This window comes from Xanthomonas sp. F1, assembly GCF_014199855.1.
The window spans coordinates 35404-48441 of record NZ_JACHOK010000010.1 but is presented as its reverse complement, the minus strand read 5'-3'; the positions used below and the strand labels follow the sequence as shown (position 1 = coordinate 48441).

Below are 13038 nucleotides of genomic sequence, written 5' to 3'. Positions count from 1 at the left end.
GCTGCTTCTGCTCTTGCCAATCTCCAATCCCTAATCCCGACTCCCCGCTCGTCGCCAAAGACTCTCACCGGCGAACAACAGCAATCCGATCCAGATCGCGGCGAAGCCGATCGCCTTGCCGGCGTCGAACGGCTCGCGGAAGAACCACACCCCCAGCAGCAGCTGCAGGCTCGGCGCGATGTACTGCAGCAGCCCCACCAGCGACAGCGGGATGCGCCGCACGCCGTAGGCGAAGCCGATCAGCGGCACCGCGGTGACCACGCCGCCGAACGCCAGCAGCAGGTCGTTGCGCCAGCCCCACGCGCCGGCGAAGCCGCCGCCGTGACCGGCCTCGCCCCACAGCACGAAGCCCAGCGCCGGCAGGAACAGGTACAGGCTCTCCACGCCCAGCCCGGCCACCGCGTCCACCTGCACCAGCTTGCGCAGCAGGCCGTACAGGCCGAACGAGCCAGCCAAGCCCAGCGCGATCCACGGCAGCGTTCCGGCGTCGACGGTGAGCCAGGCCACGCCCAGCGCGGCGCAGGCCACCGCCAGCCACTGCAGCGGGCGCAGCCGCTCGTGCAGTACCAGCACGCCGAGCAGCACATTGACCAGCGGATTGATGAAGTAGCCGAGGCTGGTCTCGATCACATGGCCGGCATTGACCGCCCAGATGTACAGGCCCCAGTTGAAGGCGATCGCCAGGCTGCTCAGCGCCAGCGTGGCCAGCGCGCGCGGCTGCGCGGCGATGCGCCGCCACCACTGCAGGCGTGCGCTGTACACCAGCCAGGCCACCACCAGCAGCGTGCTCCAGACGATGCGGTGGGCGATGATGTGCGGCGACGGCACCGCCTGCAGCAGGTGCCAGTACACCGGCACCACGCCCCACAGCGCGAAGGTCGCGGCGGTGATCCACAGGCCGCGCCGCGCTTCCTGCCCGGCGGCCGCGGTCATCGCCGGGTCCTCGCCACGGTGATCACCACCACGCCGGCCAGGATCACCGCCATCGCACCGAAGTCGCTGGCGCTGAAACGCTCCTGGCCGAGCCAGCTGCCCAGCGCCACCGCGATCACCGGATTGACGTAGGCATAGCTGCCCGCCAACGCCGGGCGCACGTGTTGCAGCAGCCACACGTAGGCGGTGAACGCGACGATCGAGCCGAACACGCACAGGTAGGCGACCGCCAGCATCCCCTGCGTGCTCGGCAGGGTGTGCAGGCGCTCGCCGCTGAGCAGGCCGATCGCCACCAGCATGACCCCGCCGCACAGCATCTGCCCGGCGGCGGCCATGAACGGCATCGGCAGGTCGCGCCCGCGCGACCACACCGAGCCGAACGCCCAGCCGACCGGCGCGATCAACAGCAGCACCAGGCCCAGCGGGCTGGCATTGAGGCTGCTGCCGGCATTGAGCCACACCACGCCGGCGAAGCCGACCACGATCCCCAGCCATTCGCCGCGGCTGGCGTGGTGGCCGCGCAGCGTGCCGAACAGCGCCATCCACAGCGGCACCGAGGCCACCGCCACCGCCGCCAGCCCCGAGGACACCTGGCGCTCGGCCAGCACCACCAGGCCATTGCCGCAGACCAGCATCAGCGCACCGAGCAGGGCCAGCGGCCGCCATTGCGCGCGCGTGGGTGCGGCCACCCCGCGCCAGCGCAGCACCGCGTACAGCACGCTGCCGGCGATCACGAAGCGGGTCCCGGAGACAACGCTCAGGGGCGGCGCGCCGCCTTCCAGGGCGAAGCGGATCGCCAGATAGGTCGAGCCCCAGACGACATAGACCAGGAACAGGGCGAGAACGACGAAGCCACCGCGCGTAGGTGCGGCGGCGACCTTGGAAGAAGGGGAAGACATGCGTGCACGCGGAACGGGTATGGCGCAATTCTAGGGCAGCGGCCACGGGCGGCGACAGCCACGCGCGGCGCCGCCGGCGGCACGCTGTTTTGCGCAATCCCGATGCGGGACGGCTACCCATGCTTCGTCCAGTCCTCGGCGGCAGCCGCGTTCACCCCATCAGGTCGTCCCATGCCCATGCCACGCGCCGGCAGGGAACTGGAATCGACTTCGCGTCCGCAGCGTGCCGGGGGATGCGGTTTGGATGCTTTCGCGCCGACTGCGCCGGGACGTCCATGGCAGCACAGCCGTCGCCGGTGCAGGCACGTCGCGACACACGGAAAACACCTAAGAGTCCGTTCAGCCGGATGGGCGTATCAGTGCGCCAATACCTCTGCGCGCTGGGCCCCACCATGGCCATCGATACTGCACTGTCGCCGCTCGGCACCGTCAATCCTTACGGCGCATCGCCTTATGGTTTTTCTGCGGCGGGCGCCTCCAGCGACGCGGGTCAGGCCGGCAATCCGGTCGTGAGCAGCAACGACCCGGCAGCCGTGCAGCAGGCCGTGGAATTGTCCGGCGAGGCCTCGGTGATCTTCAGCCTCGGCGGCCTCGCGGGAACCACCCCGGCCGACACGGGCTTGACCTACAACGCAGCCGGCCTGTTCAACAGCATCGTCAGCGCCGGCCCGACCGATGCGGCCTCGGCCAACGGCACCGCCGGTTCCACCACCGGCTCTTCGACGCCGACCACCGGCACCCGCACGTCGACCTCGACGGCCACCTCGCCGTATCCCACCCTCGACCAGGCCACCCAGACCTACGACCAGGGCCTGCTCGGCACCATCACCGCACCGCCGTCGACCCCGGGCCTGTACAACGCCTCCGGCGTCTTCAGCAGCCAGGGCCTGACCCCGCAGCTGTCGTCGCTGCTGCAAGCCAATCCCAGCCTCAGTGGCACGGTGACCGGCGACCTGCTCAACCAGGGCATCATCGGCGGGTTGATCGACGCCACCGCCTGAGCAGTGCTGCATGGTCGCCTTGCGGCGACCGCATGCGCCTGGCTCGTAGAAACGGCGCCAGTGCACTTCTGGCGTGCGCTTTTCGCGGCCTCGCCGAACAGCAGGTTGTTCTCTTGTGGGCGCGGCTTCAGCCGAGACAGGCATTACCGGTAACGCTCCGTCGCGGCTGAAGCCGCTCCTGCAGGGCCTTGATCCGCCAACAGAGACCCTTCTACCGCAACGCCCAGCGTAGCCGCATGCACCACCGGCCATCGCCACCAAGCGCCGGTGCTACGCAACCAACCTGCCGTGGTGGCACGTCATGCCGCGGCACCACCTCCCCGGCGCCGCTCAGCCGGGCATCGCCGGACCACAGGCCTCGGAGGGATCGCAGGACGCCGGCAATGCGTGCCGCTCCAGCGCGTCGGCATCGCCGCCCGCATCGCCGGCCAGCGCATCGTTGGCCGCCTGTGCCGCACCTCCCATGAACAGGGAAGCGGACAGCAGCAACATGCGCATCGGGTTCACGGTCACGACCTGGCAACAAGCGGGCCGCACAGTGTAGAGAATGACGTCGTGCCGAGACAGCGCGGCGACGCAGCCGCGTGCGTGGGATCGAAGCGCCGTTCAGCGCGCGGGACGATCCAGCCAGCAGGCCAGGCCCTGCGCATTGAGCTCGATATCCATGTGCAGCACGCGCTCCACGCCGGCATCGTCCAACGGGCAGCCATGCAGCCGCGCCCGCTCCAGATACAGCGCGGTCAGCGCCGCGACAAGGCAGCGATGGCGGTCGGAGCGGCCGTCGCAGCCGCGCGCGATCGCCACCATCGCCTCCAGTTGCTCCAGCAGTTCCGCCGCCAGCGTGTCGGCGCCCTCCACCGGACCGTAATGGGTGAGATACAGCGTCTGCGGCGCGTAGCCGAGCATGCGCTGGATCGAGGCCTGCATCGCCTCAGGCTCGAACTGCACCGGCGACGAGGTCGGGATCGCGAACGCGCCGCGCGCGCTGTCCAGTTCGCGGTAGGACAGGCCGAAGGTGTCGCCGCTGAACCAGCTGCGGCTGCGTGCGTCCCACACGCACAGGTGATGGCGAGCGTGCCCGGGTGTGTCGATGCACAGCAGTTCGCGCCCGGCCAGCGCCACGCGATGGCCGTCCTCGGCTACCACCACACGCTCTGCCGGCACCGGCTCGATGCTGCCATAGCTGCGCGCCATCTCCGCTTCGCCGTACACCGCGGTCGCGCCGGCGATCAGCCGCGCCGGATCGATCATGTGCGGCGCGCCGCGCGGATGCACCAGCAGCCGCGCGTTCGGCAGGTGCTGCAGCAGCGCCCCGGCGCCGCCGGCGTGGTCCAGGTGCACGTGGGTGAGGATCAGCCAGTCCACGTCGCCCGGCGCCAGGCCGGCGCGCGTCAGCGCGTCCAGCAACAGCGGCACCGCATGGCTGGTGCCGCAGTCGACGAAGGCGCCACGTCCGTTCTCCACGACCAGGTAGGCGGCATCGAACTGCGCGCGCTGGAAGCCGGTATCGACGAGATGGATGCTGGGATCGCGTGGCATGGCGCAGAGCGTGGCTGGGCGAGGCTCCATTCTAGGCGGTATGGAGGGCGCTGCCAGTGCTGCGCGGCAAGGGCCGGACAAGGGCGGATGCCGGAACCGCCGGAGACCGCAACAGTCCACTGTGGGAGGGACTTCAGTCCCGACTGCATGCGGCCGGCAAACACACGCGCTTCGGATGTCGCGATAGAACGCGTCATTTGTCTGTAGGAGTCAACTGTCATGCAGCCGCGACAAGCGGAGCCGAAAGCCGACTGACACACTCCGTCGTCGGGACTGAAGTCCCTCCCACAGTGCAGTCCTCCGACAAGGCGAGTGCCGCACCTGTGGGAGCGGCTTCAGCCGCGACAGGCATTCCTAGGCGACAAGCATTCCTAGGAATGCCTGTCGTGGCTGAAGCCGCTCCTACGAAAAACCGCCGAGCGAGCGCTCAGCCCGCCTCGCGCAGCCGCGCCAGCGCTGCCAGCACCGTCTCGGCCGGTGCTTCCAGGGCCACCGGCGCCGCCTGCAGCACGTCCGCCCGCGCGGCCTGCTTGAGCGCGGCGATGGTCTGCCCGGCGTCGCGCGGCGAGGCGAAGCCGCCGCTCTGCAACAGCAGCACGCCCTCGCCATCGAGCAGCTTGAAGTAGAACTGGCCGTCGGCCTCGCGGTACTGCTTGAAGCTCGGCAGCGCCTGCTTGGTCGCCGCCGCTGCGGTGGCGCCGCCAGCCTGCGCCGACAGGTCGCGCAGGCCCACCGCGTGCCGCAGCTCGGCCAGGAACGGGATCGCATAGCGTTCGCGCAGGCGCTGCGCGTTGTCGCGCAGGATCGCCTCGATGTCCTGCGGGCGCGCCATCAGCGCTTCGTAGCGCACCCGCATCGGCGCGATCTCGGCATCGATGCGCTCGAACAACTGCTGCTTGGCCTCGCCCCAGCCGATGCCGGCCGCGAACGCCTGCGCGAACGCGGCCGTCTCCTCGGCGTTGGCGAAGGCCTGGTACAGCTGGAACAGCGCCGAGCCCTCGGTGTCCTTCGGCTCGCCGGGGGCGCGCGAATCGGTGACGATGGCGAACACCCGCTTCTTCAACTCCTCGCGCGGGGCGAACAGCGGAATGGTGTTGTCGTAGCTCTTGCTCATCTTGCGCCCGTCCAGCCCGGGCAGCGTCGCCACCTGCTCGTCGATCAGCGCGTCGGGCAGGACGAAGTGCTCGCGGCCGTAGACGTGGTTGAAGCGCTGCGCGAAATCGCGCGCCATCTCGATGTGCTGGATCTGGTCGCGGCCGACCGGCACCTGCTGCGCCTTGAACAGCAGGATGTCGGCGGCCATCAGCACCGGGTACATGAACAAGCCGGCGGTGACCCCGGCATCGTCGTCCTCGCCGTCGGCGCGGTTCTTGTCCACCGCGGCCTTGTAGGCGTGCGCACGGTTGAGGATGCCCTTGCCGGCGACGCAGGTCAGGAACCAGGTCAGTTCGTTGGTCTCCGGCACGTCCGACTGGCGGTAGAACCACACCTGCTTCGGATCCAGCCCCGCCGCCAGCCAGGTCGCCGCGATCTCCAGGGTCGAGCGCTGGGTCCGCGCCGGGTCCTGCGCCTTGATCAGGCTGTGCAGGTCGGCCAGGAAGAAGAAACTCTCGATGCCAGGGCGCCGGCTGGCCTGCAGCGCGGGACGGATGGCGCCGACGTAGTTGCCCAGGTGCGGCGTGCCGGAGGTGGTGATGCCGGTGAGAACGCGGGTGGTCATGCGGAATGGACGGCTCGGGGGAAACCCGGCGAGTTTACCCGCTGCGCGACAACCCCGTTCCGGCGCGTGGTGCGTTCAATCCGGCGTCCCCGTCCTGGAGTCACCGCGATGCATGCTCTTGCTCCGTCCTTGCCCCGTCGTTCCCTCGCCGTGCTCGCCTTCGCCCTGGTGTGCATCGGCGGGCTGTGCGGCTTCCGTCCATGGCCTGCGCCGCCGACCTCGGCGCCGGCGGTGCAGCTGCAGGTGATCGATCGCGATGCCGGCGACGACCCGCTGCCCGCGCATGCCTGGCGCGGCGAGCGCTGGATCGCCGCCACGCCCGGCCACCGCTATGCGCTACGCCTGACCAACCTGACCGGTGCGCGGGTGCTGGTGGTGCTGTCGGTGGACGGCGTCAACGCCGTCAGCGGCCAGACCGCGGCCAGCGACCAGCGCGGCTATGTGCTTGCGCCGTGGCAACAGACCGAGATCGCCGGTTGGCGCAAATCGTCCGAGGACGTGGCGCAGTTCGTATTCACCGACCTGGAGGACAGCTATGCGGCACGTACCGGGCGCCCGCGCAATGTCGGCGTGATCGGCATGGCGGTGTTCGACGAAGCGCGGGCGTGGCCCGAGACCGCCTTGGGCGAACCGGGAATCGACGCCGCGAAGGTCGCCGCCGAGACCGCGCGCGCGGCAAGGCCGAGTGTCCCCGCTTCGGATGCCATGCCTGCACCGACATCGGCCGCCGACGTCCCGCAACGCAGTGCGGCCGCGCCGCTCGCGGCAGCGCCGGCGGCCGACGCGCGGGCATATGCGCGCGAGGAAAGCGCCACTCCTTCCGTGCAGCAACGTCTGGGCACCGGCCATGGCGCGCGCGAGTGGTCGCCCTCGCGCGTCACCGAATTCGAGCGCGCCAGCGACGTGCCGATGCAACGGACCGAGCTGCGCTACGACAGCCGCGCGCGGCTGATCGCACGTGGCGTCCTGCCACGCGGGCCGACGCCGCGCGTGGCGGTCGCGCCGAACGCCTTCCCCGGCGACTACGTACCGGATCCGCCGGCGCGCTGAATCGGCAGGCCGCAAAAAAACACGGGCCGCAAGGCGGCCCGTGTCGCGGACGCTGCCGCGGCGGGCGCCTCAGTCGTGGTATTCCTTGCCCAGGCTGTCGCGGAATGCGTGCACTTCCTTCTCGGCGCGATCGCGCGCCCAGCCGTAGCGCTCCTGCAGCTTGCCGGCCAGGTACTGGGTGTTGCCTTCGGCGACGTCGAAGTCGTCGTCGGTCAGATCGCCCCACTGCGCCTTGATCTTGCCCTTGAGCTGGGTCCACTTGCCGGCAATGATGTCTTTGTTCATGGCATCTCTCGTGATGTGTGAGCGGCGCCGTACGCCGCCCGCGCAGCATCGCGCGGCGCTCGTCGCGAACCGATCAACGCAATGTCAGCGATGCATGAGCATCGTGAACCGTTACGCCGTGGACGGTAGCCGCGCAAAAAAACGGGCCGGCAAGCCGACCCGTTTTTCGCAGCTGAGACGAGGCTCAGTTCTTGGCGGCGTCTTCGACCTTCTCGCCCGCCTTCTGCACGTCCTTGCCGGCACCGGCAACGGTGTTGCAGCCGGACAGCAGGCCCACCGAGAACATCGCCAGCAGCATCCACGCAAACGTACGCTTCATAGGTTCACTCCTTCATGGTCATGGAACGCGGCCACCACGGCCGCACGAAACTCGTGGATCGGTCGTGCGCGGGGCGTGTCGCCGCCGCGATCGACCGGGGCGCTCAGCACTTGCCAGCGCTGCAATCGTCCGCCTTGTTTTCCACCTTCTGGCCCGCCTTCTGCATGTCCTTGCCGGCGCCGGCAACGGTGTTGCAGCCGGTCAGGACGCCAGCGCAGAACAGGGTCAGCATCAACAGGGTGGTCAGTCGCTTCATCGTGGTCGTCCTCGGCAATCGCAGGTGGTCGGGTGGGCGGCGATAGGCGTCGCCGCGCTACCGTCTGGCGGTGAATCTGCCGTCACGACTGTGGATTTCACGTGAATGAACCGGCACTCCATTCAGGCAAAGAGCAAGCGGCGCAGGCCGGCCGGCGCTCAGTCCCGCATCAACGTCGATTTGCCGAACAGGCTCTCCACCAGGTCCACCGCCAGTTCCGCGGTCAGGTTGCGGTGGTCCAGCACCGGATTCAGCTCCACGATGTCCAGCGAGGCCATGCGCCCGCTGTCGGCGATCATTTCCATCACCAGCTGCGCCTCGCGGTAGTTGGGGCCGCCCGGCACGGTGGTGCCCACGCCCGGGGCGATGCTGGGGTCGAGGAAATCCACGTCGAAGCTGACGTGCAGGTGGGTGTCGGCGTCGAGCCCGTCCAGCGCCGCCTCCATGGTCCGCTTCATGCCCATCTCGTCGATGTAGCGCATGTCGTACACGTCGACGCGGTGCTGCTTGATCAGGCGCTTCTCGTCCGGGTCGACCGAGCGGATGCCGATCTGCCGCACCTGCTCCGGCCGCAGCGCCGGCGCGCTCCCGCCGAGTTCGGTCAGCGCCTGCGGCCCCAGCCCGCACAGGCAGGCCACCGGCATGCCGTGCACGTTGCCCGACGGGGTGACCTCGCTGGTGTTGAAGTCCGAGTGCGCGTCCAGCCACAGCACGCGCAGCGTGCGGCCCTGCTCGCGGCAATGCCGCGCCACCGCGGTGATCGAACCGATCCCCAGACAGTGGTCGCCGCCAAGCACGATCGGCATGCGCCCGGCGCGCAGCTCGGCATAGCTGGCCTCCATCAACGCACGGTTCCAGGCCACCACCTCGTCCAGATGACGGTAACCGTCCACCGGCGCCTGCCAGGGATTGCGCGGGCCATCGATGTTGCCGATATCGCGCACCTCCACGCCGCGATTGGCTAACGCCTCGTGCAATCCGGCGATGCGCAGCGCTTCCGGCCCCATGCGCGCACCGCGGTGGCCGGCCCCGATGTCGGTGGGAACGCCGATCAGGGACACTGGCAGAAAAGACGACTTCATGCGCATACGCTCCAGCCAAAAAAGTGACCCAGTCTAGCGGGACAGGCATGACACGACCCGCCGCGTCGCAGCAGTGCGGTGCGCATGTGTGCGGCAACCGCCGTGCTGGTTCGACGTACGAGCAAAAGCCGACACCGTCATTGCGCCTCAGACGAGAAACCAGAGCCAGCGCCTGAAGAAGCACGCACAGGTCCACGCGCTACCGACGCATCCATGAATGTGGCGCGTCCCGCGCACGCAGCTTCGCTCGCTCCTCTCCGCGGAGGGCTACGCCAGCCTGGTCGGATCTCCCGGCAAAGGACGCGCACACGCGACCAGCGCTGCATCTGCCCGAAGCGCACGGTTGGACGTCGACGGCGCTGGCTGGCTAAGCTCCTTCGCCGTTTCTGGAGATTGCCTTGGAAAAGCCCTTGATCGTGACCCTGGAGGCCGCGTTCGCCGGGTTCACGTTCCTTCCCTGGTTCGCGTGGGCGCACAACAGCCTCAACCCCGCGCTGATCCTGCACGCGGACCACGTGGAGTATCGCGTCCTGCGCACGCGCACCCGTCCGTACCATGAGATCGCCAGGGTGGACTATCGGAAGGCGTGGGGAACCGAGAACGTCGTGCTGGAGTTCCAGGGAGCGAAGACGACCTTCATCGCGAACACCGGGCTGCTCCGGCGCACCAGAGAGGCCATCGCCTTCTTGCAGCGGCAGGGTTGTCCGCTTTCCGCGCGCGCGCAGTCCTTGCTCATACCGCGAAGCCCCTAGCGCAGCTCGCGACAACACGCGGCGACCCAACCGCGCTTCGGTTGGCCGGCTGTTGCTTCGCGGGTTTGCTGCTGCGTGCGCCCCATCCGCCACGCCACCTACCCCGCTCGCGTAGCGCGCAGTTGCTCCCTGCTCGAATGAAGGCTCGTGAAAACTCGCAACAGAAAGCAAAAACCCGCTATTTCAGCGGTTGATTGCATACCGCGGACATCTGCGGATGCCGGCGGATCGAAAGATGGTGCCGCTTATCCGAATCGAACGGATGACCTACTGTTTACAAGACAGTTGCTCTACCGACTGAGCTAAAGCGGCAAGGTGCATGACGCCTGCGGGCGGGCCGGGGCAGTCTACCTGCTGACGCGGGCCTCGACACGTCCAAAGGCGAGGCGCTGAACACCGGCAGGCGCGGCATTCTAGCGCAGCGTGGCGCAGTCGACGCTGCGCTGGCGCGCCGCACCGAGCTGGCGGCGCAGGGCGGTGGCCTGCGCCGCGGAGTCGGCGCGCAGGTCCAGCCACCAGCGCGACTGGCCATTGCCGCCGCTGGGGATCAGGTCGGCGTTGAAGCCGGCACGGGCCAGTTCCTGGCGGCGGCGCTCGGCGCCTTCGCGGCTGCGGTACTGCCCCAGGGCAATGGCATTGCCGGCCTCGCCCTGGCGCAACGGGTAATAGTCGCGGATGCCGGCGGCGACGATGCGCTCGGTGGCCTGCCTGAGGCCATCTTCGCCGCCGATGGTCGGCAGCACCACGCGGAAGCTGGTGACGCCGCTGTCGGCGTCCTCGCGCAGGCGCGGACGCGGCCCCCCGGGCGCCAGCGCGGCGACGACCGCCTGCGCCGCATCGCGGTCCGCGTACGGTCCCACGCTCAGGCACACCGCCGCGTCGGCGGCGGGCTTGGCCGCAGGATCGGTCTGGGTCTGGGTGGGAGCGGGCGCAGGGGCGGCGGCGGCGGGTGGCGTGGGCGCGGTTTCGGGTGCGACGGTGGTGGGAGCCGCTGGTGCGCTGGCCGGTGCCGGGATGGACATGGAGTCGGCCGCATCAGCGGCGACGGCGCTGTCCTGCGCCTCGGCAGGCGCGGCCGCCGGTGGAGACGGCGTAGCGTCCGGTGCCGGCGCCTCGTTGACCAGTTGCAGCGTCGCCACCCCGGCCAGCACGGCCGGCATCGGCACCGCTGGCGGGGTCGGCGGCTGCATCGCCCACCACACCGCGACGCCGAGGTTGAGGATGGTCAGGACGACGAGCAGGGCGCGAACGAGCATGGCCGGATTCTAGAGCGTGCGATGCAGCTTGGGAGAGACAGTGGCGTCTGCGTGGGGCCTGACCAGCTCGGCGCACTGTCTGCCTCGGCCACGCCGCGCCGCATCGCGGCAACCAGCGCCGGTCCGCTCAGGCGGCACCGGCACCGGCCGCAGCGTGCGCCTGCGCCCACAGCGCCAGCCCGTCCAGGACCAGCGCGGGGCGCTGCTCGGCAGCCGGCAGCGCGTGCAACAGCGGCGGCACGCCACCGCCATGCAGCAGCAGCCGCGGTCGCCGTCCCAGCAAGGCCTCGCCCTGCTGCAGGCTGCGCTCGATCAGCGCCACCGCAGCGCCGTCGCAGCCGGAGGCCAGCGCGTCGCCGGTGTCGGCAGCGAACTCGTGGTAATCGCCGCCCTCGGCCGGCAGCTGTGCCGCCTTCTGCTGCAGCGCCTGGCGCATGACGGTCGGCGACGGCGCGATGCGGCCGCCGTGATGCAGCCCGTCGCGATCGAGCAGGTCCACGGTCAGCGCCGTTCCCACGCCCACCACCAGCACGTCGCCGCCACCATGGGCGGCGAGCAGGGCCAGGAACCGGTCCACGCCGAACGCCTGCGGTCGCGCATAGGCGATCCGCACCCCGGCGCACACGGCCTCGGTGCGCACCACCTGCACCTGCGCGAAGCGGCTGCGCAGCGCCTCCAGCACGGTGGCGGTCAGCGCCGGCGCGGCGACGCTGGCGACGTAGGCGGTGCCGCCCTGCGGCAGCGCCGCGACCGCCGCCGCGTCCATCGCCTCGGCACCATGCGGCCAGGCCTGCACCGCGCCCACCTTTCCGTGTTCCAGCGCGGCGAACTTGAAGCGCGAGTTGCCCAGGTCGAACAGCCAGTCACTCATGCCGGCCTCACGCTGACGTCGCCCGCATGCACCGGCTGCTCGCCGTCGGCGAAGGCCACCCGCAGCGCGCCGTCCTCGGCCAGCCCCAGGGCCGTGCCTTCGCGCACCTGGCCGCCCTCGTCGATGCGCACCGCGCGTCCGGCCAGCAGATCCAGCGCGGCGTAGCGCGGCAGGAACGGCGCCAGGCCTTCGGCGTCGAACAACGCCAGCGCCGGCAGCAGGTGCGACAGCACCGTGGCGGCGATGGCGTTGCGCGACACCGGGCCACCGGCCAGCCGGGTCAGGTCGGTCCACGGCTGGTCGATGTCCGCGGCGCTGGCCGCCGGCATCGTCACGTTCAGGCCCAGGCCGATCACCGCCCGCGCCGGTCCGGCGAACTCGCCGCCGCCTTCCACCAGCAGGCCACCCAGCTTGCGCCCGTCGGCCAACAGGTCGTTCGGCCACTTCAGCCCGACCGTGGCGAAGCCGGCCGCGCGCAGGGCTTCGGCCACGGCCACGCCGGCGGCTAGGCTCAGGCCGCCCAGTCGGCCCAGCCCACCCTGGAAGCTGCGCGCCACCGATAGGTATAGATGCGCCGCCAGCGGCGAGGCCCAGACCCGGCCCCGGCGGCCGCGGCCGCCGGTCTGACGCTCGGCCAGCAGGACCTCGCTGCCCTGCGCCGGCGCCGGCCGCTGCAACAGCGTGGTGTTGCTGGAGACCAGGCTCCAGGCGATCTCCAGCCCGGCCAGCTCGGCAGCGGCCGACCCACTCAGCCCGGCCCGGATCGCCGCGGCGTCGAGCAGTTCCAGCGGCCGCGCCAGGCCATAGCCCTCGCCCGCCCGGCCCTCGATCTCCACCCCGGCCGCGCGCAGTGCCTGAATGCGCTTCCACACCGCCGCCCGGGTCAGCCCGCAGGCGCGCGCCAGGGCATCGCCGGACAGGGGCCCCTTGCTGAGCCTGGCCAACAGTTCGCGCTCGTCCAACGCCGGTTCCATCGCCTCGTTCCGCCCCTGGGCGTGCGGTGGCGCGCCCTCGTGAACCGAAAAGTATGCGGCAACGCCCGCCGGGCGCCCAGGGCCGGGGCCCTGCATTGGGT

At 70.3% G+C, this 13038-nt stretch carries 15 protein-coding genes and 1 tRNA gene; 3 read left to right on the top strand and 13 right to left on the bottom strand.

What is annotated here, in order from left to right; all coding sequences use genetic code 11:
- Positions 1-30: 30 nt before the first annotated feature.
- Positions 31-933, bottom strand: a complete 903-nt coding sequence (gene rarD, locus GGR71_RS17905) for an EamA family transporter RarD (protein ID WP_160958128.1) — start codon at positions 931-933, stop codon at positions 31-33.
- Positions 930-1832, bottom strand: a complete 903-nt coding sequence (gene yedA, locus GGR71_RS17900) for a drug/metabolite exporter YedA (protein WP_160958131.1) — start codon at positions 1830-1832, stop codon at positions 930-932. Before yedA ends, rarD begins: the two co-directional genes overlap by 4 nt.
- A 392-nt stretch (positions 1833-2224) precedes the next feature.
- On the opposite strand from yedA, the gene GGR71_RS17895 reads away from it, so the two are divergent.
- Entirely contained in the window at positions 2225-2833 is a 609-nt protein-coding gene (locus GGR71_RS17895) for a hypothetical protein (RefSeq protein WP_160958134.1), read from the top strand.
- Positions 2834-3163: 330 nt separating this feature from the next.
- Here GGR71_RS17895 and GGR71_RS17890 read toward each other — a convergent pair whose 3' ends face one another.
- The 3 genes from GGR71_RS17890 to GGR71_RS17880 all read right to left on the bottom strand — a co-directional run bounded on the left by GGR71_RS17890 (position 3164) and on the right by GGR71_RS17880 (position 6092).
- Entirely contained in the window at positions 3164-3331 is a 168-nt protein-coding gene (locus GGR71_RS17890; RefSeq protein WP_082143359.1) for a peptidase, read from the bottom strand.
- A 108-nt stretch (positions 3332-3439) separates the two neighbouring features.
- Positions 3440-4372, bottom strand: a complete 933-nt coding sequence (locus GGR71_RS17885) for an MBL fold metallo-hydrolase (protein ID WP_160958136.1) — start codon at positions 4370-4372, stop codon at positions 3440-3442.
- A gap of 427 nt (positions 4373-4799) precedes the next feature.
- Positions 4800-6092, bottom strand: a complete 1293-nt coding sequence (locus tag GGR71_RS17880) for a tryptophan--tRNA ligase (RefSeq protein ID WP_160958138.1) — start codon at positions 6090-6092, stop codon at positions 4800-4802.
- 129 nt (positions 6093-6221) lie between these two features.
- Between GGR71_RS17880 and GGR71_RS17875 the strand changes: the two genes are divergently transcribed.
- Positions 6222-7142: a hypothetical protein gene (locus GGR71_RS17875; protein WP_237474265.1), complete on the top strand. Its 921-nt coding sequence runs from the start codon at positions 6222-6224 to the stop codon at positions 7140-7142.
- Positions 7143-7211: 69 nt separating this feature from the next.
- Here the strand turns inward: GGR71_RS17875 and GGR71_RS17870 are convergent, their stop codons facing one another.
- The 4 genes from GGR71_RS17870 to rocF all read right to left on the bottom strand — a co-directional run bounded on the left by GGR71_RS17870 (position 7212) and on the right by rocF (position 9084).
- A complete protein-coding gene (locus GGR71_RS17870; RefSeq protein WP_010341025.1) occupies positions 7212-7427 on the bottom strand; it encodes a CsbD family protein in 216 nt (71 codons plus the stop codon).
- A gap of 184 nt (positions 7428-7611) precedes the next feature.
- Complete coding sequence (locus tag GGR71_RS17865) at positions 7612-7746, bottom strand: entericidin A/B family lipoprotein (protein ID WP_010341024.1); 135 nt, start codon at positions 7744-7746, stop codon at positions 7612-7614.
- Positions 7747-7849: 103 nt separating this feature from the next.
- A complete protein-coding gene (locus GGR71_RS17860; RefSeq protein ID WP_048489261.1) occupies positions 7850-8002 on the bottom strand; it encodes an entericidin A/B family lipoprotein in 153 nt (50 codons plus the stop codon).
- A 158-nt stretch (positions 8003-8160) separates the two neighbouring features.
- Positions 8161-9084, bottom strand: a complete 924-nt coding sequence (rocF, locus tag GGR71_RS17855) for an arginase (protein ID WP_160958143.1) — start codon at positions 9082-9084, stop codon at positions 8161-8163.
- A 398-nt stretch (positions 9085-9482) separates the two neighbouring features.
- Between rocF and GGR71_RS17850 the strand changes: the two genes are divergently transcribed.
- The gene (locus GGR71_RS17850; protein WP_237474266.1) at positions 9483-9836 is read left to right on the top strand and encodes a hypothetical protein; all 354 of its coding nucleotides are present in this window, start codon (positions 9483-9485) and stop codon (positions 9834-9836) included.
- 236 nt (positions 9837-10072) lie between these two features.
- On the opposite strand, the gene GGR71_RS17845 is transcribed toward GGR71_RS17850, so the two are convergent.
- From GGR71_RS17845 to birA, 4 genes are all read right to left on the bottom strand, one after another.
- A tRNA-Thr gene (locus GGR71_RS17845) sits at positions 10073-10148 on the bottom strand.
- Positions 10149-10249: 101 nt separating this feature from the next.
- The gene (locus GGR71_RS17840) at positions 10250-11092 is read right to left on the bottom strand and encodes an SPOR domain-containing protein (protein ID WP_184452180.1); all 843 of its coding nucleotides are present in this window, start codon (positions 11090-11092) and stop codon (positions 10250-10252) included.
- Positions 11093-11219: 127 nt separating this feature from the next.
- Positions 11220-11963 carry a type III pantothenate kinase gene (locus GGR71_RS17835; RefSeq protein WP_160958146.1) on the bottom strand — a complete coding sequence of 248 codons (744 nt, stop codon included), beginning with the start codon at positions 11961-11963 and terminating at the stop codon, positions 11220-11222.
- Entirely contained in the window at positions 11960-12937 is a 978-nt protein-coding gene (gene birA, locus GGR71_RS17830; RefSeq protein ID WP_184452178.1) for a bifunctional biotin--[acetyl-CoA-carboxylase] ligase/biotin operon repressor BirA, read from the bottom strand. Before birA ends, GGR71_RS17835 begins: the two co-directional genes overlap by 4 nt.
- Positions 12938-13038 lie beyond the last annotated feature (101 nt).